This is a genomic window from Desulfoluna sp. CYM3A (genome assembly GCF_056829965.1).
Genome location: NZ_CP186556.1, coordinates 6,180,418 through 6,207,415, shown reverse-complemented (window position 1 = coordinate 6,207,415; position 26,998 = coordinate 6,180,418). Strand labels below are relative to the sequence as shown.

General features: G+C 60.6%; 16 protein-coding genes. 5 read left to right on the top strand and 11 right to left on the bottom strand.

All coding sequences use genetic code 11. From position 1 onward, the window contains the following. Positions 1–471: 471 nt before the first annotated feature. The 3 genes from ACOYW1_RS31165 to ACOYW1_RS31155 all read right to left on the bottom strand — a co-directional run bounded on the left by ACOYW1_RS31165 (position 472) and on the right by ACOYW1_RS31155 (position 6,614). Positions 472–3,741 (bottom strand): AfsR/SARP family transcriptional regulator, encoded by a 3,270-nt coding sequence (locus ACOYW1_RS31165; RefSeq protein ID WP_482421026.1) that lies wholly within the window; start codon positions 3,739–3,741, stop codon positions 472–474. 590 nt (positions 3,742–4,331) lie between these two features. Further along, positions 4,332–5,021: a tetratricopeptide repeat protein gene (locus ACOYW1_RS31160; RefSeq protein ID WP_482421025.1), complete on the bottom strand. Its 690-nt coding sequence runs from the start codon at positions 5,019–5,021 to the stop codon at positions 4,332–4,334. A 267-nt stretch (positions 5,022–5,288) separates the two neighbouring features. Then, positions 5,289–6,614, bottom strand: a complete 1,326-nt coding sequence (locus ACOYW1_RS31155) for a glutamine synthetase family protein (RefSeq protein ID WP_482421024.1) — start codon at positions 6,612–6,614, stop codon at positions 5,289–5,291. A gap of 562 nt (positions 6,615–7,176) precedes the next feature. Here ACOYW1_RS31155 and pta point away from each other — a divergent pair. Then, positions 7,177–9,291, top strand: coding sequence for a phosphate acetyltransferase (gene pta, locus ACOYW1_RS31150; RefSeq protein ID WP_482421023.1), 2,115 nt, complete (start codon positions 7,177–7,179; stop codon positions 9,289–9,291). A 400-nt stretch (positions 9,292–9,691) separates the two neighbouring features. Further along, the gene (locus tag ACOYW1_RS31145) at positions 9,692–12,586 is read left to right on the top strand and encodes a winged helix-turn-helix domain-containing protein (protein ID WP_482421022.1); all 2,895 of its coding nucleotides are present in this window, start codon (positions 9,692–9,694) and stop codon (positions 12,584–12,586) included. 756 nt (positions 12,587–13,342) lie between these two features. Here the strand turns inward: ACOYW1_RS31145 and pbpC are convergent. The 3 genes from pbpC to ACOYW1_RS31130 form a co-directional block, all read right to left on the bottom strand. After that, the gene (pbpC, locus tag ACOYW1_RS31140) at positions 13,343–15,763 is read right to left on the bottom strand and encodes a penicillin-binding protein 1C (RefSeq protein WP_482423864.1); all 2,421 of its coding nucleotides are present in this window, start codon (positions 15,761–15,763) and stop codon (positions 13,343–13,345) included. A gap of 406 nt (positions 15,764–16,169) precedes the next feature. Beyond that, entirely contained in the window at positions 16,170–18,074 is a 1,905-nt protein-coding gene (locus ACOYW1_RS31135) for an alpha-2-macroglobulin family protein (RefSeq protein WP_482421021.1), read from the bottom strand. Then, positions 18,032–21,070, bottom strand: coding sequence for an alpha-2-macroglobulin family protein (locus ACOYW1_RS31130; protein ID WP_482421020.1), 3,039 nt, complete (start codon positions 21,068–21,070; stop codon positions 18,032–18,034). The genes ACOYW1_RS31135 and ACOYW1_RS31130 overlap by 43 nt, the downstream gene beginning before the upstream one ends. Before the next feature lie 385 nt (positions 21,071–21,455). Between ACOYW1_RS31130 and ACOYW1_RS31125 the strand changes: the two genes are divergently transcribed. The 3 genes from ACOYW1_RS31125 to ACOYW1_RS31115 all read left to right on the top strand — a co-directional run bounded on the left by ACOYW1_RS31125 (position 21,456) and on the right by ACOYW1_RS31115 (position 23,504). After that, on the top strand, positions 21,456–21,830 hold the full coding sequence (locus tag ACOYW1_RS31125; protein WP_482414583.1) for a rhodanese-like domain-containing protein: 375 nt from the start codon (positions 21,456–21,458) through the stop codon (positions 21,828–21,830). A gap of 19 nt (positions 21,831–21,849) precedes the next feature. After that, positions 21,850–22,599, top strand: coding sequence for a sulfite exporter TauE/SafE family protein (locus tag ACOYW1_RS31120; protein WP_482414582.1), 750 nt, complete (start codon positions 21,850–21,852; stop codon positions 22,597–22,599). Positions 22,600–22,826: 227 nt separating this feature from the next. Next, positions 22,827–23,504 (top strand): lysophospholipid acyltransferase family protein, encoded by a 678-nt coding sequence (locus ACOYW1_RS31115; RefSeq protein ID WP_482421019.1) that lies wholly within the window; start codon positions 22,827–22,829, stop codon positions 23,502–23,504. A gap of 431 nt (positions 23,505–23,935) precedes the next feature. Here the strand turns inward: ACOYW1_RS31115 and ACOYW1_RS31110 are convergent, their stop codons facing one another. The 5 genes from ACOYW1_RS31110 to ACOYW1_RS31090 all read right to left on the bottom strand — a co-directional run bounded on the left by ACOYW1_RS31110 (position 23,936) and on the right by ACOYW1_RS31090 (position 26,717). After that, entirely contained in the window at positions 23,936–24,859 is a 924-nt protein-coding gene (locus ACOYW1_RS31110) for a patatin-like phospholipase family protein (RefSeq protein WP_482421018.1), read from the bottom strand. Beyond that, positions 24,834–25,406, bottom strand: a complete 573-nt coding sequence (locus tag ACOYW1_RS31105; RefSeq protein ID WP_482421017.1) for a MerR family transcriptional regulator — start codon at positions 25,404–25,406, stop codon at positions 24,834–24,836. Before ACOYW1_RS31105 ends, ACOYW1_RS31110 begins: the two co-directional genes overlap by 26 nt. Positions 25,407–25,959: 553 nt before the next feature. Beyond that, a complete protein-coding gene (locus tag ACOYW1_RS31100; protein ID WP_180137313.1) occupies positions 25,960–26,145 on the bottom strand; it encodes a MerR family transcriptional regulator in 186 nt (61 codons plus the stop codon). Positions 26,146–26,229: 84 nt separating this feature from the next. Beyond that, on the bottom strand, positions 26,230–26,589 hold the full coding sequence (locus tag ACOYW1_RS31095; RefSeq protein ID WP_482421016.1) for a GNAT family N-acetyltransferase: 360 nt from the start codon (positions 26,587–26,589) through the stop codon (positions 26,230–26,232). A 5-nt stretch (positions 26,590–26,594) separates the two neighbouring features. Continuing rightward, positions 26,595–26,717, bottom strand: a complete 123-nt coding sequence (locus ACOYW1_RS31090; protein ID WP_482421015.1) for a hypothetical protein — start codon at positions 26,715–26,717, stop codon at positions 26,595–26,597. Positions 26,718–26,998: the final 281 nt, after the last annotated feature.

The following is a 26,998-nucleotide window of genomic DNA, read 5'->3' as shown; positions in this document are numbered from 1 at the left end:
GCGCATTTGCTGACGGGCTGCGCCCGTTCTGAATGCCAAAGGCAAGGGGCAATACCCTTACCTTTCGTTCCCAGGCTCCGTTTGGGAATGATGCACGGAGGCTCTGCCTCCACGCCCGAAATCGCTTCACCCGGTAAGGGAAATCCATTACGCCGCTATGCTTCACACCGGCAAGGCGGAGCCTTGCTGCCGACACTCCCAGGCAGAGCCTGGGAGCGAGCAACGGTAACCGAAAAATCGGAACGGTCATGCAAGCACACGCCACGATATTCTTTCGTTCCCAGGCTCCGCCTGGGAATGATGCACGGAGGCTCTGCCTCCACGCCCGAAATCGCTTCACCCGGTAAGGGAAATCCATTACGCCGCTATGCTTCACACCGGCAAGGCGGAGCCTTGCAACCGACACTCCCAGGCAGAGCCTGGGAGCGAATAGGTACCCGAAGGTCCGGTACCGTCATGAGGCAAAACCTTTCAGCCAATAAGCTGCTCGTACAACGCCATGGTTTTTTCGTGCAGGGGGCATCCCAGGGCCTGCATGTGGGTTTGGCAGGCTGTGTAGGCGGTCACCACCCCGGCGTTATTGCCCATGCGGGCATTAAGGCGCATAACGGTGCGGTAGACGGGTTCGGCATGGGGATCGAGCCCCAGGTAGGTTTCGGCGCAGGCAAGGGCTTTGGCGGGGTGGTCTGCCATGTCCGGGTGATCCATGATCCGGATAAGCAGGGCAAGGTACCGGGTTGTCAGGGAGTCGCGCTCCGGCTGGCACCAGGCGTCAAAGGGGTACTCTTCCAGGAGAGGGCCTTTCCAGCAGGTTTCGGCGGCAAGGAGGTCCTGAAGGGGGGCGTCTTTTTCGTTGTCCAGGGCCTCCAGGTGATCCAGAAACACCTCCACGTCGATGATTCCCCCATCGCCCAGGTCGAGCCGATAGGCGTCCTGCTGCTTCACAAGATAGGACGAGGCCCCTTTGGCGGTGCGGTGGGGCTCCAGGGTGGCGCGCAGGGCGCTCATGGCCACGTTGAAGCGCTTGGCGGTCTTTTCCGCATCCTCTTCGGGCCAGAGAAGTTCGGTGAGGGTCTCCCGATGGACAAAGCCCGCGCGCCGTTTTGCCGCCAAGGCCTGTAGAATTGTCAGGGCCTTGGTGCTGGTCCAGGCCTCGGAAGGGATTGCCTCACCCCCAACACTGACCGCAAAGGGCCCCAGAAGAGAGAGAGTCAAAGGGGGCGCGGCAGGGGAGGGCATGAGGGCCATCAGTGCTTTTGCGCTGCCTTTGGCCGCAGAGTCCCTACCCCTGGCAAGAACGGCCAGCCCATCTGTTGCGGGAGCACCCATGGCCTTGAGGAGACGCACCACCAGCTCTGTCCGGCAGCCCTTTGCATAACATCGGGCCAAAAGGGGCACGAGCTGCTTCGGTTCACCGGTCATCCGGTGGACAAGTCCCTTGTCTGCGGCAAGGTGAAGGGCGCGCTCGAAAGCGACCTGAGCCTCTTCCTCCCGTGAGGCTGCCAGGTGGCACCTTGTCTCCAGAAGATAAAGGGCAAGGAGATGATGGGCGGCGGGCCGAACCTTGTCTCTGCTCTCCTCAAGAATGCTCAGGGCTCTTTCCGGGTTCCCCTCTCCCAGGGCCAGCCCGGCCTGACCGATGCCCAGAATGCCTTCGGTGACGGTGAGGCCGTAACCTTTAATGAGCCCTGCGGCGGTCTCCAGGCTTGCCCGGGCAGACTCGACATCGCCCCGCGCCAAGCTGATCTCGTGGAAAAAGTCATGGGTGCTGGCCATGCCCCACCTGTTCTCCGGACACTCAAAGATGGCAAGGCCCTTTCGCGCCAGGGACTCGGCCCTGTCCGGCTCTCCCAACCCCAGGCAATTCTGAGCCCAGGCCACATAGACCCATCCCTTCTGGCTGTCGTTAAGGTCAATGGCCTCGGAGGCTGCGATGCCCTGCTCCGCATAGGTGCACCCGTCATCAAAGGCACCCAGGAAAAAGCAGCACACAGAAAGCTGGTAGTAGGTCAGGGGCAGGCAAAAATCCAGCCCGTGCTCCCCGGCCCGTTGAAGGGAGCGGCGGCTCACCTCCAGGGAGGCCTTGAAATCCCCTGCGTAGTAAAGGCGGTAGGCCAGGGAGGTTTCCACGATGGTGAGGTTTGCGGACCGGTCGGGTTCGTCCAGAAGCGAGATGGCATCCATGGCCTCCCGGGTGTAGGCGTCCGAGGCCTCCATATCCCCCAGAACTGCGGCAAAAAAGATAAGGAAGGTCATGGTAAAGGCGTAGGTCTCGGAGTGGGGGTCCTGGCCCCCCACAATCTGCTCCAGCAGGAGCCTGGCTTCACGCACGTTGCCGGTGTAGTAATAGAGAAACCCCAGGTTCGACAGGCACTTCATCTCATTGGGGCCGTCATGGACATCGCGAAAAAGAACCAGGGCCCGCCTCAACAGGGCGATGGCCTCCCGGGGCATGCCCGCACAGGACAGGAGCTTTGCCTCGATGGTCAAAAGATGGGGGGTCCGGTTGCGGTAGGCCGACGGGAACGCCGCCAGGCACGCCCTTAAGGAACGAACCTTGCCCTGGATGATGAACCGCCCCTCCAGGGCTTCCACAACCCGGGCGGCCTTGTCATACCACTGCCCGTCCAGGTAGTGGTTCAGAGCTTCCAGGGGCGTGTCCGTCTCCATGGCCTCGCCCGCCGCAAGGTGAAGGGCGCCAATAACCTCGCCGTCCACCTGTTCGGAGAGCTTTTCCCGCAAAAAATCCCGAAGCAGATGGTGGTACTGAAAGGACCTGCGGCCTGGGTCCAGGGAGAAGGTAAGCAGGTGGCGGTCTTCGAGGGCCCGAAGGCGCGCCAGGGAGTCGTCAATGCCCAGGACGGCATCGCACAGCCCGGGGTCAAGGGTTGCAAGCAGGGAGCTCTTCACCAGAAAATCCTGTTCGTCGGGCTCCAGCGTCTCGAACACGTTCTCCTCCAGGTAGGAAAAGACATAGCCCTGGGATCCTTTGAGCTCCAGGAGCCTGCCTTCCACCCCGCGGTCCCCCGCATCCTGCAGAGAACATCGAAACAGCATGAGACTGGCGGCCCATCCCCCGCTTTTCTCACGCAGATGTCCCACGGCATCCCGTGAAAGGGACATGCCGAACACCCGGGAAAAGAGGGCGCCGATCTCCTCCTCGCTAAAGGCAAGCTCCCGCTCACCGATCTCACGAAGCCCCCCTGCCACCCGAAGCCTCGACAGGCGAAGGGGCGGGGCCGTGCGGCTGATGACAACCACATGCATCAAGGGAGGGAGTCTCTCCAGGAGAAAATCCAGAGCCCCGTTGACCTCGGCGCTCTCGCCCACCAGGTGGTAGTCATCCAGCACAATGACGGTCTCGGTGGCGACCATCTCTTCAAGGCCTTTGGCAAAGGCCAAAAGAAACGCTTCGCGCTCCTCCCGGGAGACCGAGACCCTCTCCGGGACAGCCGGAAGCACCCCGCCATACCCGGCACAAAGCCCTTCGATCCCGCTGATGAGGTACCCCATGAACACCGACAGGTCCCGGTCAAAGGCATCCAGCCGGTACCAGACGGTCTGAGCCCCGCCTTGCCCTAAGGCCCGGGCCACCAGGGTACTCTTGCCGTAACCGGCCCCGGCCACCACCGTCGTAATTTTTCGTTGGAAGAGCTCACCGAAGCATGCATGGAGCCGTCCCCGGTCGAGGAGGCCCTGCTGGTGAGGCGCAAGGAGCTTGGAGTGAAGGATGTCTGCCATCTTGGGGAAACCCTGCCGAAGACGTTGCCCATAAAAAACGTTTGCCTTTGGCAATCTATATCAGAAACCCGGGCAAGGGCCAGCCAAGTTTTTGCAGGGTGCGGCTTCCACCAAAGGATCCCTTGATCTTCCCCGGGCACCGAATTAAACTAAGGGTATTCCCCGTGAACCAAACCAAAACAATGGATGGCCCCATGGATTATTCGCAGATCAACAGCGCCGAAGCCCTTGTGCTGATGCGCATGGAAGTTGCAGGCACCCTTGAGATCTGGGCGGAAGAGTCAAAGGACAACGGCAAGGCATCCCCCAGAAGGTCCCCCCGCCTTTTTCACATCGCCTTCCCCGGCGAGATCATGGCCTTAGAGAGCCTCAACGCCAGTTACACCCGCGAGGCCGACAAGGGAACGTACACCGGAGCGACACTGCTAGGCAGCTCCACCGGCCTCCCCCTTCCTCGACTACGTCCGGGCCGAGACCTACGCGGCCTCCACCATGAAGCATCCCCTGCACCACTTTCAGATCATCACCGAAGAGGCCATTATCGACGTGGTCACCATCACCCCGCCCCAGGTAAGCGAGGTCACCCTCGGCTAACCGGGGAGATGCCTCTGCTGCTTTTCTTGAGACAAACCTGCCACCGCCCCGGACAGAGAATCGCTGCTGTGCCCGCAAGACATTCTGCAAGATTCCCCTGCCGCGACAAGGGCTTCGGCCTTGAGGGCATGGATGCGCCTGCGTGCCTGGCAGGCAAGGGCCCGATACCACTCGGACCCGGCCTCCTCGCCGGCACAGCGCCTGTACCCATGGCCCGGCCTCACGGCGTCCCTTGCCTTTTCCGAGACCCCCAGCTGCACCAGGGCCCTTGCCAGCACATCATGCCCGTCGGGATAGTGAAACCTGACCCCCACAGACGTCAGCGCCTTCTCGGCCGCCTCCTGGCATCGCCGACGCGCCACGGCGCATCGCCTCAGCCCCAGGGTTGCCCCGGAATTGCCCGGGACCACGGCAAGGGTTCGCTTGAAGTATCTCTCCGCGTCGCTCCAGCATCCCATCTTCAGGAACATCGCCCCCAGGGCCTGGCAGAGCCCCGGCTCCTCGTCGGAAGCAACCAGAACCACCGTGGCGCCGTCTTTCACCTCGTCCAGCACCCCACACAACACCTTGAAAAGAGAGTCGTCCCGGTCCGTTGCAGGTACGTTTCCGCTCTCCATCAGGGAGAAGATGGCGTCCCAGCACGACGCATCCCACCCGATGAGCAACACACGTGAAGGAGAGCTCATTGTTTGTTTTCCTCAGCAACCATTCTTTCGACACCTCGTTGTCTTGAGGCATTGCAGGGCAATCACCCATGTTTTCCGCAGCCATTTTTTCGCACACACCATCCGGGATGAAACCGTATACCGAGGCAGACGCAAAAAAAAGTTAAAACAAGGCCAATTTTTTCCAATGGTTTCCTTTCAGAAAACACAAAAGGCCCGGCGGGCGGATGCCTGCCGGGCCTTCAGTAGTAAGTTCATTCAAGGGAGCATAGTCACCCTGCCATGGCGTCAGATGGAGAGGTACTGCCGCTGCTCCCTTGCCGAGATATGGATGCGATCCGCTTCCCACTCCTCGATTTTCAGGGTCATGAAGTTGTCGTAGAGCTTCTCCCCGAGAAAGCCCTTGAGAAACTCGCTGCGCTCGGCCTCCACCAGTGCTTCGTAGAAAGTGCGGGGCAGGAAGCGCTCATCCCAGACCTTCATCTGGTAATCACGCTCGTAGGTGCTGCCCTTGTCCGGGTTGTCCGAGGCAAGGGCCTCCCGGATGCCCTGCAAGCCCATGGCGATGAGGGTGGCCATCTGCAGGTAGACGTTGCCCGCCGGGTCCGGGTTGCGCAGCTCAATACGGGTGGCCGAAGGGCTTGTGGTGTAAGGGACCCGAACCATGGAGCTGCGGTTTCGAAAGCCCCAGCCACGCACAATGGGAGCCTCCTTTTCCACCACATACGCCTTGTAGGAGTTGACGGTGGAGGCCATGACCACCGAGGTTTCCCGGGCGTACTTGAGGATCCCGGCGATGAACTGACGGGCCACGGTGCTCAGGTTCTGGTCTGCGGCCTCGTCGTAAAAGAGGTTGGTGCCCTCGGCGTCCTGAACGGAGAGGTGCATGTGAAAGGCGTTGCGGTTGTGCTCCTTGAAGGGCTTGGGCATAAAGCTGGCATAGAACCCGTTCTCCTGGGCCACCCGCTGGGCCACATAGGTGAACAGGAGGGTCCGGTCTGCCGCGCTCACGGGGTCGGTGCACTCCAGGTTGATCTCGTGCTGGGACGGGGTGACTTCGTGGTGGGATTTTTCGTAGACGATACCGCAGCGCTCCAGGACATCCGTGATCTGCTGGCGAATGGCCTGGCCCTTGTCGTGGGGGGTGGAGTGGAAGTAGCCTGCCTGATCCGTGTGAACATCCGAGGGAAAGCCCCGCTTTGCGGTCAGGGCAAATTCATCGCCGTTGAGCAGGAAAAATTCGTGCTCGGGCCCCACCAGGAACCGGAAGCCGAACTCCTCTTCGGCGCTCCGGACCACCTCCTGGAGAATGGTCCGGGGATCCACGGCTGCCGGGGCTCCCTCCTCGTTGAGTACATTGGCGATGAAAAACCCCACCTTCTCCTCTTCAAAGGGAATCTTCCAGAGGGTGTCCGCGTCCGGCATCAGGATGCGATCGCTGTGCTCCACGTTGGCGAACCCGGCAATGGAGCTGCCGTCAAACCCCACGCCGTTTTCGAAAATTTCGCCGATTTTGTGCTTGTTCACCGACAGGTTCATGAGCCTGCCGTTGAGGTCTGTAAAAAAAAGCTTGGTGCAATCCACGTGTTCAAGATGACTGTCTACCTCGTCCATAATCTCCCGCCCAGGTGTAATTTCCGCCATGACAGCAAAGGGCCTGCCCCTGCGCTGCCTGTTTACCAGGTAAAAACATTGATTCACCACCTACCACGAAATTATTTTGAACTCAATATATGTTTGCCCCGACCTCCAGTGGATTTTATTTATAATATCTCCCAAAAAAGGCCGTTTTACCACAAAAAATTAATTACAATACAATACAATTTTTCAGTTTAACCCAACCCCACACCCCCTGACTGGCCTCGTCAGCCAGCCGAGCAGTGGAAGGGGAACACCCCTTGGCCACCAAGGATAAAGCCCCCTGCGGAAGATGAGATGAGGCTTGACGAACCCTGCGATCTCTGAGACAAAATGGGGTATTCGCAGCACACACTTACCGCCCGCGACGGCCTGCGGGCACAGATTCCACAGCCATTTACACGACAAGACCATGCACGACGGCAAACCCGGCGATGAATCGCAACGGCAGGGGTGCAGGCCATGACGTGCCTGCCCCCATCCCATCGCGGTGATCCACACGGTCCGGGCTTTTTCACGGGTGACGAGGGAGGATAAGATGTCCGATAGTCTGTATATTGCGGGAACAGAGGCCAGAAGCGGAAAATCAGCCATAGTCCTGGGGGTGATGGAGCTGCTGCATCGAAAAATCGGCAGGGTGGGATTTTTCCGCCCCATCATCTCGGGGCTGGACGAGCTGGACAGCAACACCCACCTCATCGCCACCCACTTCGGCCTGGAGGCTCCCTACGAGAAAATGTACGGCTACTCGGCCAAGGAGGCCACGGACCTGGCCACACGGGGCAGGCCCATGGAGGTCATCGAAGGGATCATCAAAAAGTACAATGAACTCAAAGAGACCTGCGACTTCATCGTCTGCGACGGCACCAACTACGCCACATCCACCGCCGCCTTCGAGTTCGACATCAACGCCGAGATCAGCAAGAATCTCTCCTGCCCGGTGCTGCTGGTGGCCAACGGCCACGGGAGGTCCACCCACGAAACCGTCCGCGCCATGGAAGTGGCCCTGGAGTCCCTCCAGGACAAGAAGTGCCAGACCATAGGCGCCGTGATCAACCGCACGGCGCCGGAGCAGACCGAAGAGATCGTCCGTCGCCTCCGGTCCAACCCCCAGGCAGCGTCCCTTCTCATCTGCGGTATCCCGGAGAACCCGGCCCTGGCGCGTCCCACCGTTTCAGAGGTGGCACGCGCCCTGGGAGCCGAGGTGCTCTGCGGGGAGAAGTGGCTCGGATTTCACGTGAGCAGCTTTACCATCGGCGCCATGCAGATCCAGAACCTGTTGAAACGGGTCAGGCGAGGCTCCCTGGTCATCACCGCAGGGGACCGCACCGACGTCATCGTGGCCTGCCTGGCCGCCGGAGCCTCCGCCACCCGCCAGAACATCGCGGGCATGATCCTCACCGGGGGCCTGAAACCCGACGACACCATCATGGACCTGCTCACCACCGCCCCCCGGAGTTTCCCGGTCCTCAGCGTGCAGGAGGACACCTTCCCCATTGCCAGCCGGGTCAGCCGTCTCCACACCAAGATCTCCCCGGACGACGACCGAAAAATCACCCAGCTTCTGGCCCTCTTTGAAAAGCATGTGGACACAACCGAGCTGGAGCGAAAACTCGTCACCACCCGTACGGCCATCGTCACCCCCAAGATGTTTGAGTACAACCTCATCCAGCGGGCAAAAAAGAAAAAACAGCACATCGTGCTTCCCGAAGGGGACGAAGAGAGAATCCTTCGTGCCACCGAGCTCCTCCTTCATCGGGAGGTGGCCGACATCACCCTGCTGGGAAACACCGAGCGCATTCAGGAAAAAATCACCCAACTGGGCCTGCGCCTCTCCCGGGCCAACATCGTCGATCCCCACACCTCTCCCCTCCTCGAATCCTATGCCCGAACCTACTACGAACTGCGCAAACACAAGGGCATCACCGAGGAAAACGCCTGGGACGTGGTCAGGGGGCGAAACTTTTTCGCCACCATGATGGTCCGGCAAGGCGACGCCGACGCCATGGTCTCGGGAGCGGTCCACAGCACGGCGGACACCATCCGGCCCGCCCTGCAGATCATCCGCACCAAGCCGGGGGTCTCCCTGGTCTCCAGCGTCTTTCTCATGTGCCTGGAGGACCGGGTCCTCGTCTACGGGGACTGCGCGGTGAACCCCGACCCCGATGCGGCCCAGCTTGCCGAAATCGCCATCAGCTCGGCCGAAACCGCCCGCACCTTCCACATCGACCCCACGGTGGCCCTCCTCTCCTATTCCACCGGGGGCTCGGGAAGCGGCGCCGACGTGGAGAAAGTCCGCGAGGCCACCCGCCTTGCCCGGGACATGGCCAGGGCAAATGGCCTGGACCTCAAGATCGAGGGGCCCATCCAGTACGACGCCGCCGTGGATTCGGCCGTGGCCCGCACCAAGCTCCCCGACAGCGAGGTGGCCGGCAAGGCCACGGTCTTTATCTTCCCGGACCTGAACACCGGCAACAACACCTACAAGGCGGTGCAGCGATCCGCCGACGCCGTGGCCGTGGGCCCCATCCTCCAGGGCCTGAGGTACCCGGTCAACGACCTCAGCCGGGGCTGCACCGTCCCCGACATCGTTAACACCGTGGCCATCACGGCTGTCCAGGCCCAGGCGGCAAGGGAGGAAAAGCCGCGATAGCCCGAGCCATCCTGCGCAGGGTACCGCCTTTACAGGCGGGCCCTGCCCGGTTCCCCTTGACGGTTGAACGATTCAAGGCCGCGGTATTTTCGACCCCACGGCTTCCATACGCATCACCATGACATCGGCCCAACGCTATGCCTGTACCCTGCACCTCTTTTGAGTCCCGAAACGGAAAGACCAGACAGGTCCCGTCCCCTTCCACGCCATCTGCCCCGAAGTCCCCGGGAGATGGCACCTGCGTCCGACACTCTGTGTTGCAGGCCATTGACCTGCGCGCCTTCGGCAAAAAACGATCCCTGCTCATCGAGGCCCAGGCCGGCCAGGGGAGGCAAAGCTCCGCCAGTACCTGGACCACGTCTCCACCCGGAGCATCTGGTGCGCCCTGGACCCTGCGGACATGGATGCCACCCGCCTCATTTCGGGGCTCTACACACTCCTGAAAGAGGCTGTCCCCGCCTTTTCCTCCCGCACGGCAGGCACCATGCTCACCCGGGGAGATCTCTCCATCCAGGCCATGGGCAAAATCGCTCGGGCCCTCCTTGCCGACCTGAAAAAGGCCCTTAAGACCGACCTGTACATCGTCTTTGACGACCTGCACCACATCGAGGCCTCACCGGCGGCCTTAAAATTCCTCACCGCCTTTTTGTCGCAACCCACCCCGGGGCTCTACGTCATCCTCATCTCCAGGCGCCGTATCCCAAGGCAGGTCCGCGCCCTGTTTCAGTCGGGCCAGTGCGTCTACCTGGACAGCCGGTCACTGGCCTTCAACGCGGAAGAGTCCCGTGATGTTGTGCACCGATGCATGGAACTGCCCCTGTCGCGGGCGCAGCTCCACCAACTCGTTGAGACCTGCGGCGGCTGGATCACGGGGCTTAGGGCCAGGTGCCTTTTCATGGGCGGCATTCCGGCGTTGCCTCCGGTTTCCGGGGAGCGGCCCTGCCGGGACGCAGAGTTCGATTTCTGGTATTTTGCCGAGGAGGTCTACCCTGCCATGGCCGCCCATGTCTCGGAAGCCCTGCTCAAACTGGCCCTTTTGGAGGAGATCCCGCCGGGCATTGCCCGGCAGGCAGGAGACGGCCCGGAGCTCTGCGATACCCTGGAGGTCCTCCGCCGTGACCACTTTTTTCTCTCCCAAAGCAAAGGCAAGGACGCGCCCTACACCTTCCATCCCCTCTTCCGGGAGTTCCTGAGGATAAAATGCAGGGAGCAATGCAGTGCCGAAGAGATCACCGACTTCCTGAACCTGGCCGGGGCATGGCACGAAAAAAACCATGCGTTCCGGTTAGCCCTCTCCTCCTATGCAGCCGCGGGCAATTTCAACGCCACGGAGACCCTGCTGAGGCGACACGGCCTCTCCCTCTACCAGTCCGAAAAACCCCATGCCATCTACAAAATCCTCTCCACGATTCCAGAAGACGAGGCCGACACCAGGGGATGGACCTCCTTTTTCACGGGCCTCATCGCCCTTGAGACAGATCCCGCCGCGGCCCTTAAGAACCTTCACCGCGCCCGCACTCTCTTTGTGGCCCAAAGGGACCTGCCCGGAGAATTCCTGGCCACCACCGAGATCTGCATCAACCACGTCTTCATGGACGGCGAAGTCAACCGGGCCAGGCCCCTTTTTGCCCGGGCAACCGAGCTCTTCAACCGCCTGCGCCAGGGCCTGTCTCCTTTTTACCTGACCCGGGCAGCCACGGCCCTGGGCACCTGCCACCTCTACTTTACGGGGGACACCAGCGCCTCCGAAGCCTGTGCCACCCTGGCCAAACGAACGGCCCGCGAGCACCACATGCAGCCCCTGCTGGTGGAGGCACACACAGCCTCCTGCTTCAACCGCATGGGCCGGGGCCGATTTCTCAAATCCGCCGAAGAGCTCGACGCACAGCTTCCTCACCTCTCCACCCCCGGGCTCACCGAGTCCGCCAGGCTGCGCGCCGGGCTGGCCCAGCTCAACCAGCTGGAGATCACCGGAGACTTTTTCAACTACAACCACCTGAAACCCATCCTCCAGCGACGGACGCGCCATGACCTTCTCCAACAGACGGTTCTCAACGGCTTTTCAACCATCTGGGAGACCTGCCAGGCCCTTGCCGTCGGCGACACGAAAACGGCCCTGCAGCTAACGGAAAGGGCCCTCTCACCGGACAACGCAGGGGAAAACGCCCACCTGAAAAGCCAGTTTCTTCACTACCAGGCCTACATCTACGGATTGAAACACGAACCCGTCAAAGCGCTGGAGGCCGCCCAGGTCTCCCTGGCCCTTCGCCATCAGGCCAGGGTGCCCTATTTTGTGACCCTCCAATCCATGGTGCTGGGGGCCATGTATGTGCAGCTCGACAGAGCCGAAGAGGCCGAGGCCTACCTGACCCGGGCCATCGACAACAGCCGGGGCTCGGGCGAACGCTTCATCCGCTGCGGCGCCCTTGCCCACCGGGCCTGCCTCTACCTGACCCGCAACCGGGACCAGGAGGCCTGCGACGACATTCGAAAGCTGCTCTCCCTCATGCAGAAGGAGCGATACGTCCACTTTGACACCTGGACCCCCAGGGTCATGCTTCCTGTTCTGCAGATGGCCCGCGCCCAGGGCATCCTGCCCGAGTTTGCCCTGACCCTGGCCGAAGACCGGCTGAAGGTCTCCTTTGATGCGGAACATCGCCCCCTGCCCCTCCTTGAAATCATCACCCTGGGCAGGTTTGCCCTGTACATCGAGGGCCACGAGATCCTGGACGGCACCCGGCTCAGCCATCACGAGCAACGCCTCCTGGCCGCCTTGATCTGCTCCCCCTCCCGCAGCATGGGGATCCACGATATCTTCCATATGATATGGCCCGAATCCGATGAGGAAAAGGCACTCAAGGCCCTGAAGGTCATGCTCTTCAGGCTGAGAAAAAAAGTCTCCCACCCAGCGGGCCGACCTGCCTTTGATTTCCAGGACTACCTCCAGCACAAAAACAGGCAGCTCTTCCTGGCCCACTGCCGCATTGACGCCCATGATTTCCTGGACGCCGCCTCCAAGGGGATGACCCACTACAGAAACCGCCAGCACTGGCAGGCGGCCAACGCCTTTCGCCATGCCCTCTCCTTCTGGAAGGGACCTTTTCTCAAGAGCATCTCCTACGACGACGCCGCCGGAGAATTTAACGATCGCTTTTTCCTCAACACACTAAGTAATGCCGCAACCGCCTGGAGCGCCCTGATCAATGCCCACGGCATCCCGAGCCGGGAAGATCTGGAGCTCATCGAACGTTTCAGTCCCCCATGGCACCACAGAAATGATGAACAACCTTTTTGACCTCCACGCAGCCGCCGGGAACACCGGAAAAATCCACGATCTCACCCGTGCCTACCAGGAAGCACTGGTCCGTACCGGATACACAGAAGAGGAAGTAAAAGAAGAAATAGACAGGCTCTGGGCCCCTGATTTTGGTGCGTCAACGGTTTAGCCCCCACATAAAAAAGTCCGCTAACCGCACCATTTCCAAAGACATCCCCCCGAAGCTTCACATTCAGAGGAGAAAGGGCGGCCGTTTCGTAACCGAAATGTAACTCCCATTTTTATATGGTTGCCATGGTTTGGTGACCACAGGGGCGTTTCTCAGCCCCGCAGTAAACAGGGAAGACGGAAGAATAACATTGAACACCCCCGAGCAAGACCCATGATGGCCATGGCAGAATGAGCCATCTATCGTATCCGCTCCCCTGAAAGAAGCATCCCGTTTTTTTTAATAAGATTATGACGTCCCGACTCAGGGGCTCACTCGACGAAGTCGACGCAACACCTCCCGGCCGACAGGGCCAGGGCCGCTGTCTCGTCACGGCCCATGCCTGCCCCGCCTTGGGAGACGACTTCTGTGATGCCTGAGCCCTGATACAGGTGTATAGGGCGAGCATCGATCCTCTGCGATAGATATGTCAGAGTTTTGAGTCCGGGGGGGAGAGTTCTCCCTTGGCCCAGCGCACGGTTGGTGCTCAATGCCCTAGACATAAAGGCCCCGTCTTCCAGCAATGGAGGGCGGGGTCTTTTTTTTGGAACGGAGATATGAACATGTCAGCTATGTTGATAATACAAACTGTAAATCAGCCTTTGCGGTTTGTTTTTCTCACCCTTCGGGCGATCCGGGCTAATCTCCTTTCCACGGAAACCCGGTCCAGGGCGCCGCTCTGATCCACCACAAGGATCTGGTACCGGCCGCCATGGGTGGGCCGGAAGGACCAGGTGGGCCCCTGCCCTGCCGGTGCGTTCAAACCAGTACCAGGGGCCGTTGCCCCCTTCCACCCCCAGGTCAAAGGAGGGGTAATCCCGCTTGGCATCCTTTCGCATGATGATCTCCCCGTCTTCGATCCCCTTGATACGCACAGGCTCGTCAATGACGCTGTCGGTGACCCCTGCGCATGCAGGAAGCCGAGGCGGTATGATCTGCCGTCGCCTCCGGGACGGCTCCAGCCAGCTCTCCAGGGCCACAGGCCAGAGGGTAAAGCGCTTTCGCACAGAAGGTTCTCCGGCATCGCAGCCTGACGGGATGCGATACCGACCGTCCGGGGTGACGGGAAGCTCCAGGGTGGTCACGGCAGGCCCGGGGGTCTCCCGGGTGGCGGTGAGGGTGGGAGGAGCGGTCCTGTCCAGGAGCCAGGCGATGCGTGGCTGATCGCAGCTCTGCCCCGGAGCCACGGCCTTGCCCTCGGGCCAGCAGATGGTGCCCTCGGAGACGGAATCCGGCCGCGGCACCAGGCCGGTGTGACGGGGCAGGAGCTGAAAGGCGAGTTTCAATAGCGGGGTGGCGGTCTGGGCACCGTAATGGCCCGGCACCGGAGCGCCGTCGGGCCGCCCCACCCACACCCCCACGGTGTAGTCCCGATCCACCCCCAAAGACCAGGCATCCCGGAACCCGTAGCTGGTGCCGGTCTTGACGGCAAACAAGGCCCCGGTGTCCCGGATCTGACGGGCACGGGGGGGAATCAGCATGTCCTGAATGATCCAGGCGGCACCTTCGGAGAGAAGCTTGGCTTCCTCGGTGGGAGCGCCCCGGACCAGGCGGGGCTTGATGGTTTTGCCGCCACGTCCCAGGCTGGAGAAGGCCAGCACCAGGTCCTCGAGGCTCGTGGCAAAGCCCCCCAGGGCCATGGAGAGGTTGGGCACGGCCCCCAGGGGCAATTTGATGTGAAATCCGCTGTTGACCATCCCCGCATAAAAAAAACGGGGGCCCACATGGTCCATGAGCTGCACGGCTGGAAGGTTCAGGGAGTGGGCCAGGGCCGAGGCACTGCTCACCGGGCCGCTGAAGCTTCGGTGGAAGTTCACGGGCTGGTAGTCCCCGAACCGGATGGGAACGTCCATGAGCAGGCTCTGGGAACAGATCAGCCCCTGGTCCAGGGCCATGCCGAAGACAAAGGGCTTTACCGTGGAGCCCGGGGACCGAAGGGCCCGCACCATGTCCACGTGGCCGAACCGCTCCTCATTGAAAAAATCCGCAGACCCTACATAGGCCTTCACCGCCCCGGTTCTGTTCTCCATGGCAAGGACCGCCACCGACACATGGGGGGGCAGCGCGGTGGCATAGTCCATCACCAACTGCTCCATGGCTTCCTGCAGAGAAAAATCGATGAGGGTCTCCACCCGGTCGGTGCCTTCCACGGCCCCGGCATGAAGCCGACGGGCCAGGATGGGAGCGGTCATGCTGGCCTCCACCGGCCAGGGAATCACCTTCTCCTCCTTGGCTTCGGTGACCTCCAGGGCGCTCCAGATCCCGAAGTCCTGAAGCCGATCCAGACACTTGTTCCTGGCCTTTTCCGCGGCTTCGGGAAACCGGTCCGGCCGAAAGCGGCTCGGGGACTGGGGCATCACCGCCAGAAGCGCTGCTTCGGCACGGGTAAGGTCGTCCGCCCCGTGGCCGAAATAGGCGTGGCTGGCCGCTTGCACCCCCTCAAAGGTCCCACCAAAGGGGGCGTGGTTCACATAGTAGGTGAGGATCTCAGTCTTGGAAAAATGCCACTCAAGCTGCAGGGCCGTGGCCATCTGAAGGCATTTGCCCCAAAGGCTTCGGGGCACCGGCCGACGCAGCCGGGCCACCTGCATGGTGAGGGTGGAGCCCCCCGATACGATGCGGCCGCTTGCCGCCCACTGCCAGGCCGCCCGCACCATGGACACGGGGTTGATGCCGGGGTGACGGTAGAACCATCGGTCCTCGTACCCAAGAAGGGCCTCCACATACAAAGGGGAGACCTGCTCCGGGGTCACGGGATAGCGCCACACCCCGTTGGGGTCCGCAAAGGCACGCAAGGGCGTGCCGTCCTCGGCCAGGACCACGCAGGTCCGGGTCCGGGGGGCAAGGTCCACCGGGTACAGGCGGTCCAGCGCAAGGAGCCCTGCCACCAGCAAAAGGAAAACCAGGCCCAAACATAAAAAAGCCCTGGGAAACCGCCCCCCCAGGGCCTGGATCTTCTGCGCGACCGCGCTGCGATTGAAAAGCATCTGTTTCAATCAAGCCTTCTACGATGAAAATGGTTAAAGCACACAGGAAAAGCCTGCCTCCGGCGGCCAGGGGATAATCCCCTGGACCCCAGGTTGCGAATGCCCTCTCCCTTCGTTCCTCAGGGCGAGGACATTCGCGAAGACTTTTGGGGAATAGAACAAAACCTGTTTATCAAACCCAAGGCATAGAATCGGTAAAAATTTGACCTCCGGCAACGAGGGAGGTGAAACAACACCTCGAAAGCATATTGCCATATCTATGTGGCACAAAGAAGACACGAGCAAGAAATTTCATGACCGTTGCAGCCCATCGGCGGTGCGCAAGCGCACCCTACCCACCGTCGAAGGCGGTATCTCTCGTGAAAAGGGTGCGTTTACGCACCCTTTTCACGGAAAAGAAACGATATTACTCCGTCACGGTCAGGGTTTCAAAGGTCCCGCCAATGGCGTGGCGGAAGGGCCGGTACATGTCTTCGACGTAGCTGCCCGGCATGCGGTAGACCCCGGGGGTAACGGCGCGCACCAGGTAGAACAGGGTGACGGTGCTCTCCTCGCCCACGGAGACGGCGGCCACGTAGCGGTCGTCCCGGAACTCTTCGTGGGAGACGGCGCCTTTGTCCCACAGCTTGCCCACGGGCTTGTCCCCGATACGGATCTCGTCCAGACGGACGCTTGAAAGCCCCAGGTTCTGGTTCTCGATCTCCACCCCTGCGGGGAGCAGGTCCACCACCAGGCCGTCCGGGGTGCGCCGGGTGGCGGAAACCGTCAGCTTCACCACCATCAGGGCACCGGACTTCAGGGTGGTGGGCGAGATCTCGTTGCCGTCCACGTCGTAAAAGTTCCGGGTAATGGTCATCTCGTTGGAGACCGGCTCAGGGGCATTTTTGCGTTCGCCGGTGAGGCTGACGTTGGCGTAGATGGGCTTTTCCCCGGCCTTGATGGCCGTGAGCCCCTGGAACTGGTCCAGGTCAAACAGGGAGGAGAAATCCCTGTTGCGGGAAAGGGCCTGGTCGCCGTTTTGGGTCATGAGCACGGCCTGCCATTTTTTCTTGTTGGCGTCGCCCTGTCCGGACAAGGCCTTGGTGGCGGTGCGGAACAGGCAGATGCGCTCCTGGGTGCTGAGCCACCTGCGCTCCCTGACGGTGTCCGCCAGGTCCTCCACCAGCTCGCCGAGGCCCTCAAAGCCATAGGCCATGGCCAGTTCGGTCATTCGGCCCAGGTCCCTGACGGGGGACCCGTAATCGCCGTAGTACCTGCGATCGGAACGCAGTCGCTCGGAAAGGGCCTTTTCATAGGATGCCTCCCCGTGTCGCTCATCCCCGGTGAATTTAAAGGCCGCGGACAGGTACATCCAGCTGAGGCCGTCGTCATCGGTCTTTCCGTCGTAGTGGGAATAAAGACGACGCAGGTCGCTCAGGCGAGCCTTTCCGTTACGGGCAAGAATGTACCCGGCGTAGCTTCGGTAGGCAAACCGGTAATGACTGGGGTCTTCGCTCCAGTGCCTGCTGCTGGCGTTGTTGCCTTTCAGATAGGTACGCAGCCTCTTGTCGGCCTTCTCAAGGGCCTTGGAGCCCACGGGGCTCCCCATCTTCTGGGCGTCATGGAGAAACTCGGCGGCGTAAACCGTCAACCACTCGTCTTCAGGGCTGTCCGAGGACCACAGGCCAAAGCTCCCGTTGGACTTCTGGCAGTCCAGTACCCGGGTCACGGCCTTGTCCACCTGGGCCCGTCGAAACGCTTCGTCATAGGGACGCTTGAACTGCTCCTCCACACGGTTGGTCAGGCCCAGCTCTCCCAGGCCCTCAGGGGTGGCCAGAACCCAGGGATACCCTGAACTGATGGACTGCTCCAGGCAACCGTAGGGGTAGTGAAGCAGGTACTCAAAGTGCCCCGCAAAATCAATGGGGGGACGATCGGACAGGTTCATCTGGAACCGCACGGAGGCGGGCACCAGGTCATCGGTTTGAAGAGTCGGGGTCCACTGACTGTTCGGATCAATGGTGGCCACGGTTTTCCGGGAGATCGAAGGATAGGGCGAACGAACACCCAGCCGCCAGATGCGGTCGATGTCCAGAGCCTCCCCGGAGTCGCCCCCCGGTCCGGTGAGATGCATGGAGATCACACCCTGGCCGGTGCTTTTTTCCGCCGTAAGGGGAAAGCGCAGGGTGGTCTTCTCCTTCTCTTTAAGGGAGACGGAGCGGGTCTCGGTGGACGCGGCAAGGGAGCCGCCCTGGGTCATCTTAACGGAAAACGTCTGGGGCTCGCCGCTCATGTTGCGCAGGTCCAGGGCCAGGGTGGAGTTATCCCCCATGGCCAGGAACCGCACTGGGTGACGATTTTGTCAGCCACGGTGGTGTTGGCGTCCGCCTTGCCGAACTGCTCATCGGCATAGGCCAGGACCATCCACCGAAGCTGGCCGTTGAAGTCGGGCAGCTCAAACTCGGCGGTAACATGGCCGTCCGCGTCCACGGCCAGGGGCTCGGAAAAGAACGAGACCATGCGCACGTCGGATTTTGGTTTGCCCCCGCCCCGGGAGAGCTCGGCGTCGGACTCGGCAAAGCCGCCGCCGAACCGCTGACGGGCCGCCGCCGGACCTATGTTGTCGATGATCTCTCCGTAGTTGTCGTACAGGTCCACGGTGTAGCGTCGGGCACCGAAAAAGTAACCTTCCGCGTCCGGGGTGGCGTAGCGGGTGATGTTCAGAATCCCCACGTCCACCAGGGCCACCACCACGCGGGTGTTGGCGGGAACGGGACCGTCTTCGGCCGAAACGGAGATGGAGGCCTTCACGGTCTTGTTGGGCTGGGTGCGCTCAGGCGCGTCAATGGACACATCCAGGTGGGCCCCCTTGCGCTTGAGGGGCAGGTGAACCATGCCGAAGGCACGGGAGGGCACAGGGGTGGCGGTCATGTCCCCCGGACGGATGACCATCACCGAGGCGTAGAGATCGTGGCGATTCCAGGAGGCATTGGTGGGAATGGAGACCACCGTGCCCTCGGACTTCACGGGAACGTAGGTGGTGTACAGGGACTTTTCAGAGCTCTCCACGGTGACCAGGGCCAGGCCGTCCTGGGGCGGGGTGATGCGCAGCTCTGCCGTCTCCCCGGGGACATAAGAAGCCTTGTCGAAGCCCAGGCTCACCTGGTCCGGCTTCTGGGCGCTGCCGGTGTCCGCGTTACCCCACCACGACCAGGAGGTCTTGAACCCATAGGCGGTGCGGGTGGTGCCGTCGGTGATCTCCACACGATAGCGGCCCCAGCTCAGGGGCAGGCTCACGGTGGTGGTCTCCCCCTTGCGGGTGGTAAGGGACTTGGTGAACACCGTCACCGGGCTCTCGTCCCAGTCCCAGTGCCAGCCCCGGCTGTCGGAGTGACGCCAGTACCAGTTGCGATCCTGCCGGATCAGGGAGAGTTGGATATCCCTGGCCTCCTGCCACTCCCCGGCGGAGTCCGCGACCCCGACCTTGATGTCCACGGTGGTGTCGGAATCCGGGTTGCCGCTGAACTGGGGCTCAATGCCCAGAAAACGCTTTCCGTTGAGAATGGTCAGCCGGGTGGAGCGGGTCACGGGGCGTCCACCGGTCTCGTACACACTGACGTTGGCGTGGACCTCCACCGGAGACGTCTGTTTGGTCCACAGATTGCCCACGCTCAGCCACGTTTTGCCTTTCTCATCCAGGCTGTGGGTGCGAAAATCACGGCGGCGTACCATCAGTTTCTCGGATTTGTCCCCGAAAAAGAAGGTGGGCAGGTGACCAAAGGGGTGGCGATCCACCTTGGCCGTCATAAAGCCGTCCACCTTGTTGCCGGAGGCAGGGGCACCGTAGAGGTACTTGGAGGCCACGGGCAGCTTGACGTACGAAGGCGAGGCATAGAGCCGCTTGCCCTCCTGGGGCCCGTCAAACAGGGTGAGGTCCAGGCGCTCGGGGAGGAACTCCTCCACCTTGACCTGATACCGGCAGGCGTTGCCCCCGGCATAGGCCAGCTTGAGCGTGTAGGTACCGGTCTGGCTTGAATCCGAGGTCTGGTAATCAAAACCATAGAGCCCGGTCTCCTTAGGCTGAAGCTGGCCTGAGGTGAGCCGGCTGCCGTCGGGCTTGTAAAAAGCATAGCTCAGGGGAAGCCCTTCCGGGAGCTTGCCGTCAAAGTCCCGCACCAGCACCTTGACCTCAATGTTGTCGCCGGGGCGGTAGAGGTCCCGGGGACCCCAGGGGTAAATCTGGTATTCGCTGTGGACGGTCACGGCGTTTTTGAGCCCCGAGAGGTCCAGGGCATTTCGGCCGAGGCGAAGGACCGAAAACTGGTCCCCCAAGGTGGCCAGAAGCTGATGCTGACTGGACTTGGCGCGAAACGAGACACGCCCGAGCTCGTCGGACTCACCGGCGTCGACGACCTTGCCCTCCCGGTTGATGATCTTCACCTGCACGTTTGCCATGGGATTGCCCGTGGCAATGTTCTGGGTATAGACATCAAACCGGCCCTTGTACTCGCGGATATGGAGCCCGATGTCGGTCTGCATGAAAAGGGCGTGCTCGTACTGATAGTTGTACTCACCCGGCCGGGACATCACCGCCACGTAGGCCCCGGGGGCGCTCAGGGCATCGATGCCGCTCAGATCGATGTTGTAGTCGGTGCGCTGGTTCTTTCGGGGGTTCAAGGCAAACCGGCCGGTATGCACCAGGGAGCCGTACGTCTTGAGCTTCTTCAGGTTGTAATAGTCGGCCCAGCCGTTTTTGCCGAAACGCTCCATCATCTTCGGCAGGCTCTTGGCGTTGATGCGGAAAAAATCGATGGTCACCTCATCCACGTTCAGGGTGGTGACCGGAAGCTGTCTGGGGCTGGAGCTGCTGATGATGTGGGCGCTGGAGGTGAAGTTCACCCCAGGGGTCAGGGCCTTGGTGGTGACCGTCTTGTACTCGGAAAATTCCAGCTTCTGACCGTTGATGTCCTTTATCCTGTTGGAGACATTGACGATGTACCTGGCCTTCGGGGTCACAAAGGGAAAAATCACCTTGGTGCGGTCCTCATTCACCACCCAGTGGTCGGACCTCCCCCCTTTCAGGTAGATCTGTTTGTCTTCCAGGAGGTCCCGGTCCACCGGTGCCGTGAAACTCACCGCAATGGCAGGTGCGTTTTCGTAAAGGATCTCCTTGATGGACGCCACGGCAAAACCGGCTCCGTTGTAGTCTTTTTTGGCCTTCTCAAGATCAAAAGCCGAAGCGGTCTGGACCAGCAGCATGAGACTGATCAGCAGGGTCAGGGTTGCTCGGAGTATGGGAACGCTCCTGTCAAAAAAATTCCGTCTCACGGTAGGCTCACCTCATGTCACATTTTATCGTATAGTTACCTAAAAATTTCATTTCAATATTATTTTCAGCGCAAAATAACCACCCCTTGATCACCTTGTCAATCATTTTTCTACATCTCAATAACAAGGTAATTCCACGGGTTCTTCCTTTACTCTATTTGCATCAAACGACAGTTTCGGAGGTGATACCGAAAGACCGGATACAGCCGTTGCCCCACCCCGCCATGCCCCTAAAAAACCGGCCATGGAACCACAATGCCACCCTGGAAAACCATGGCGACGCCACTCCGGAGTTGACACAGGGCGCAAGGGGAGTATATTTCTACTTGGCAATATGGGAATATAAAGATATATCCATCCCGACTCATTACGCAAAGGAGTAAAAATGAACGCATTGGACCAGGTTATCACCGAAATGGACTTTGATTTTCTCGGCTCAGGAGAGCACGCCATGAGCGTGGCAGGGGCCCGGAAGGCTCTCGGCAACGATCACTTTGTCTTCCTCGACATCCGCACAGACCGAGAGATCGCCTACACCGCTTTCCCCTTTGCCGTTCACATCCCCCTGCATGAGCTGCCCAACCGTCTGGACGAGCTGCCCCGGGACAAATGCATCATCGCCTTCTGCTCTTCGATCTTCCGCGGGGCTGTGGCCTATACCTACCTGTCGGCCAAGGGATTTGACGAGGTCAAGGGCCTCACCGCACCCATGGAGGATCTGGTCACCATCTTCAAACCCGGCCCTTTGGCCACCCTGTAAGCCATCCCGGAGACGTCCCATGGATCACCTCACACTCACCGTCGCCCTCCTCTCCTTTGGCCTGAGTTTCCTCTTTGCCCTGGGGGGCGTCGGGTCGGCCCTGGTCCTCATCCCCACCCTCACCTGGCTGGGAATCCCCTTTGCCCAGGCACGGCCCACGGCCCTGTTCGTCAACACGGTGAGTATGCTCGGGGCCACGGTCTCCAATATCCGGGAAAAACGCCTGGACATCAGGCTGGGCGTCCCCATCATCGCTGCATCCGTTCTCCTGGCTCCGGTGGGGGCCTGGGTCAGCCACCGCGTTCCCACCCGGGCGGTCCTCTTCGCCTTTATCGGGTTCCTCGCCTTTTCCGGGTCCATGATGCTCTTTTTCAAGGGGGCGAAGTATGCAAACCAGTACAGGGAGGACCGACCGGTTGTGGGCCCCATGCTTGTGGGAGCAATTGCGGGATTCTTCTCCGGCCTTCTGGGGGTGGGCGGCGGCGGGCTCATTTCGCCCCTGATGATCGTCCAGGGCTTCAACCCGAAACGGGTCGCAGCGGTGACGGCCTTTGCCGTGCCCTTCTCCTCGTTTTCCGCTTTTCTTGCCTACGCGGCCCTGGGGTCGGTCTCCCCACGTCTCCTGGCCATTGCAGGGCTCGCTGCCTGGGCGGGCGGGTACATGGGGACCCGGGTGATGCAGCGAAACATGAAAGCCTCTTCCGTAAAAAAATGCCTGGGTATGGTGCTTCTCCTCCTGGCGGTGAAGCTCTCCATGAAACTCTGGTAAACACCATCACTTAGTCACGCCCGCGGCCCATGACCGTTAAAATGCGATTTGCTTTCTACCCCGAATTAAGATAAATCTTGTCTTAATCCCGTGTGTTCATTTCCTTGGATATTCCCCTTTGTGTCTCAGGCAGGGGCACACCTTTCCTCGCCTGTTCTGCATCGTCCGCTATGGATGAGTCCCCACGCATTGCCGGTGATTCAACGCCTTCAACCGTCGAGGTGATCATGGCGATCAAGATCAACAGGATGCTCTCGTCCAGATTTTCCCAGTGGCTTCTTTACAAATTCATCCGAATGTACTCCCTGAGTTTCAGGCTTGAGGTCCAGAACGAGGATGCCTGGCTCGATGCCTACCTGAACAAAGACAAGCGTATCCTCCTGTGCGTCCATCACCAGCAGTTTTTCGCAGCCATCCGGTATTTCCAAAAGTACAGGGAGTACTGCCCCGGCCTGATGATCAGCCAGAGCAAAGACGGGGAGCTCATCGCGGCCGTGGCCAACCGGACCGGCTGGACCACGGTGCGGGGATCGTCATCAAAGGGGGGAGGAGACGCCCTGAAGGGAATGATCGACCACCTGGGCACCCACAGACTCGCCGCCCACATCATCGACGGCCCCCGGGGCCCCTTCGGAAAAGTCAAACCCGGTGCCATCCGCCTTGCCCATGGGCACGAGACGGTCATTGTGCCCTTCTACATCCAGGCAGACCGCGCCTGGTATGCCAAGAGCTGGGACAGGTTCCTGCTGCCCAAGCCCTTTTCCAAAGTCATCCTGCGGTTCGGCGAGGAACTGACCTTCCCGGAAACTGACAGCGAAGGCATCTTTGAAGACCACCGACTGGCCCTGGAAGGCGTCATGTTCTCAGACAACGAGCGCCTGAAGCGGGAATGCCTGGCGGCTTGATGGGAAAACGCCTCCGGCGTCCCTGCCGGGGGTCAAAGGTTTGACAATTTTATGGACTGGGTTTGACAAACAGATTTTAAAAAGTCGGAACGACCCAACCCAATCTACCTCTGGCTGTCAGAATAACCTGAACAGTTTATTCTGTGGCATCCTGTAGGGTGTGCTTGCGCACCATATTGTTAGAAAGCCGACGTCTTTTGAAATTTCTATGCTGCGTGAAGGTCACCCTACATGGGTTTTCATGACCGTTACGGTTCTTCGGCGGTGCGCAAGCGCACCTACCCTCCACTTCATACACCGTAGAGCACATTTGCAAACGGCTTTCGAGGTGGCACACCTCGCTGCCGGAGTTATTCCGGTTTAAGCCAGTGCCCCACCTGGCCGCCGGAGGCATCCTTTTTGTCTATCTGATGTTTACACCCACGTAAGCATTACGCCAGCAGCTCACTGAAGCATCTTTCGGCCCGCCGGTACCCCAGTTCAATCATCTCCGCCGCCCGGTACACCTCCAGGGTGCCGCAGGCGTTTTTGGGGATCACCACCAGCCTGTCCGGCGGATACGCGGCCAGTTTCTGCCGCGCGATGGTGCCCTGCATGGCGTCAAAGGCCTGGTGGGCGATGTCGTAGACGCCCCAGTCCCGGCCCGCATTCTCCTTTCCATTGTTCTTGAACCGGTGGATAAACCGATTGATCTTACGACGGATCGTCGGGGACTCCTCCGCAGCCTGCACCGGGTCCGTCTCCTCGTGTTGGTGCTCCTCTGCAGGCCCACCTAAATTCACGGCCAGGGTGATATCGGTTGAGTCCCCGAAGGTGGGGGCGATGGGCACGGGATTCAGAACCCCGCCGTCGATGAGTTCCACCCCGTTCAGGTGAACCGGCGTCAGGAAAAAGGGGATGGAACACGAGGCCCGAATGGCGTCAAACAGGCTCCCGGAGGTGAGCCACACCTCCTTTTCGTTCAACATGTCCGTGGCCACGGCCGTAAAGGGAATGGGCAGGTCCTCGATGCACTGATCGCCCACCAGCCCCACCAGGGTGCTCATCACCTTGTCCCCCTTGACGAGGCCGCTCTTTCCCCAGGAGAGATCCATGAGCGCCACCAGGTCCATGCGGGTGATGGAGCGCACCCAGGCCTCAAACTCGTCCAGGTGCCCAGCCGCATAGATGCCGCCCACCATGGCTCCCACAGAACACCCCGAGATGGAGGCGATGCGAAACCCGTGTTCCTCCAGCCAGTGGATAACCCCGATGTGGGCCAGCCCCCGTGCCCCCCGCTCCCCAGCACTAGGGAGACCGTTTTTCCCCTTTTGTTGTTTGTGTTGCCACTCATGCGTTGTCCCCTTCCGGCCCACGGGCCTGTGCGCCCTCGTTGCAATGCTCGCGCGACCATGCCTGTATCTTTTCCGCCTCCTCCCGGGGGATGCCCAGGGAGAGAAGAAACTCCAGATGAGCCATGGGGGCCCGCGCCTCGAACTCGGCATGCCACACCGTCATGGCCGCCTCGTCCATGCCCGCAGCCTCCAGCATGGCCACCCACATCTGCTTGTCCACCACAGGGGTGGGCGCATCCCCGGTCATGGCCTTGAGCATCCCGATGACGGCATGCTGCCGGTGCCTGAGGAGAATCTCCGCCTCCAGCTCCCTGGCATGCTTTTCCAGGATCTTCACGGCAGGGGCCTGCCCGCTGTCCAGAATCGCCTGCACATCGGACAGGGCCATGCCTGCCCCCCGAAACATGGTGATCCTTGCCAGGCGGTCGTACTCGCCCCCGGTGTACACCCGGTATCCGGCCGGAGTGCGTTCAGGAGCCCGCAGCAACCCGATGCGGTCGTAGTAAAGCAGGGTACTCCGGGACAACCCGAAGGCCCGGCCCAGCTGAGAAATCGTGTAGGTTTTCACGGTCCATCTCCCGGATGAATAACGAAAAAATGCCTTCTATGGCTAAAGTCGGTTCACAAAGCGTGCCTCCGGCGGCCCTGCCGGGGGCCAAACTTTTGAAAAGTTTGACAAACAGGTTTTGCTTTGGTTTCACGAAAATCTTCGCGAAAGCTCTTCCCCTGAGGAACGAAGGGGAATGGCTTTCGCTACCAGGGGGCCAGGGGCGGCGAAGCCACTTAGGCTAAAAACCCCTTGCCCGCCGGAAGCAGGCTTTTCCATGCACTTTAGCCATAGAAGGCAGTGCGTTTAAATCAACAATGAGCAAGTAGCGACAACGTATCCTGTGCCGTCGAAGCTTGTGAGCCAGCCCGCATAAACCATCAGCGTTTGTGTCGGGCGCAGCCCGAGCCGAAGGCCCTTGCACGTTGCCCTGAGGAACGAAGGGCAACGTGCAAGGGCAATAAGCTTTCGAGGTGTTTTCGCAATAGTGGCTTCGCCACCCTCGCCGCCGGAGGCATGCTTTTTCCACTCACGTTAACCATAGAAGGCGTACTTGTTTTTCCTGGTTTAGTCCTTAACTGCAGCGTTTCCGCACATCGGCGATCTCTGCCTCGGACATCCCCAGCCACGCCAGGAACTGATCGTGGACCTCGGGATGGCGGGTTTCAAACACCTTGTGCCATGCCATCATCTGCTCCTCGGACAACCCGATCTCCTGAAACATGGCAACCCACTGCTCTTTGCTGACATTTTTTTCCATGATTTTTCTCCTTACCGTTCATGTGTTTTTGAATGCGTCACGGCCATGACAGAAAAGGGTATAGACTGTGAAGCCATAAACGGGTCAACCGGAAAATTCTTTGAGCATCCAGACATCGCAGCCACCGTGGATGGTGCCTTCAAGGGGGGCACCGAGGTGCTCGAAGCCAAGGGTTTCGTAAAGGGAAATGGCCGCAGTCATGGCGGCCAGGGTGTCCAGGTAGCAGTGCCGGTAGCCCGCGGACTCGGCAAAGGCAAGGCAGCGTTCGGCAAGGGTCCTGCCAGCGCCCAGGCCCCGGGTCTCGGGAAGGAGAAAGAGCTTGCGCAGCTCACAGGTCTCCCGGCTTCCCTGGAACGGGGCAACGCCGCACCCTCCCACCACCCGGTCCCCCACCCGCGCAACGAGGTAAAGGCTCCCGTCCTGCGGGGCGTAGTGGCGGCTCATGGCCCTCACTCCAGGTGCCAGAAGGGCCGAAGCCCTACCACGGCCCCGAACTCGGCGCCGGTTTGTCTGATGATCTCACAGATGGCACCGTCCCACTCAGGACGGATCTCTTCGATGGTATATGACATGATGCTTCCCACTCCATGACGGCGTCACTGCTGCGAGTTGCAGAAACGCAAATTGCGTAAAAAAGGCCCGAAAAGGCCGCCTCTCTCTTTCTTGAGATAGCGCCTTACGGGCCACACGTCCACCCATTCGCATCATGTATTCGGAATAGCCCCACGCCTTTTGCCATGTCCATGTTGCGTGAAGCTCACCCGGGCATGGGCTTTCACGCCCGTTTCGATTTTTCGGTGGTGCGCAAGCGCACCCTACGCTTAAATCAAGCCCCTTCGGGATTGCCGTGGCC

Bases quoted from the DNA above. Each gene is read 5' to 3' on its own strand.
- ACOYW1_RS31165 (WP_482421026.1), bottom strand. From the start codon at position 3,741: ATGGCAGACATCCTTCACTCCAAGCTCCTTGCGCCTCACCAGCAGGGC.
- ACOYW1_RS31160 (WP_482421025.1), bottom strand. From the start codon at position 5,021: ATGAGCTCTCCTTCACGTGTGTTGCTCATCGGGTGGGATGCGTCGTGC.
- ACOYW1_RS31155 (WP_482421024.1), bottom strand. From the start codon at position 6,614: ATGGACGAGGTAGACAGTCATCTTGAACACGTGGATTGCACCAAGCTT.
- pta (WP_482421023.1), top strand. From the start codon at position 7,177: ATGTCCGATAGTCTGTATATTGCGGGAACAGAGGCCAGAAGCGGAAAA.
- ACOYW1_RS31145 (WP_482421022.1), top strand. From the start codon at position 9,692: ATGGATGCCACCCGCCTCATTTCGGGGCTCTACACACTCCTGAAAGAG.
- pbpC (WP_482423864.1), bottom strand. From the start codon at position 15,763: ATGCTTTTCAATCGCAGCGCGGTCGCGCAGAAGATCCAGGCCCTGGGG.
- ACOYW1_RS31135 (WP_482421021.1), bottom strand. From the start codon at position 18,074: ATGGGGGATAACTCCACCCTGGCCCTGGACCTGCGCAACATGAGCGGC.
- ACOYW1_RS31125 (WP_482414583.1), top strand. From the start codon at position 21,456: ATGAACGCATTGGACCAGGTTATCACCGAAATGGACTTTGATTTTCTC.
- ACOYW1_RS31120 (WP_482414582.1), top strand. From the start codon at position 21,850: ATGGATCACCTCACACTCACCGTCGCCCTCCTCTCCTTTGGCCTGAGT.
- ACOYW1_RS31115 (WP_482421019.1), top strand. From the start codon at position 22,827: ATGGCGATCAAGATCAACAGGATGCTCTCGTCCAGATTTTCCCAGTGG.
- ACOYW1_RS31100 (WP_180137313.1), bottom strand. From the start codon at position 26,145: ATGGAAAAAAATGTCAGCAAAGAGCAGTGGGTTGCCATGTTTCAGGAG.
- ACOYW1_RS31095 (WP_482421016.1), bottom strand. From the start codon at position 26,589: ATGAGCCGCCACTACGCCCCGCAGGACGGGAGCCTTTACCTCGTTGCG.
- ACOYW1_RS31090 (WP_482421015.1), bottom strand. From the start codon at position 26,717: ATGTCATATACCATCGAAGAGATCCGTCCTGAGTGGGACGGTGCCATC.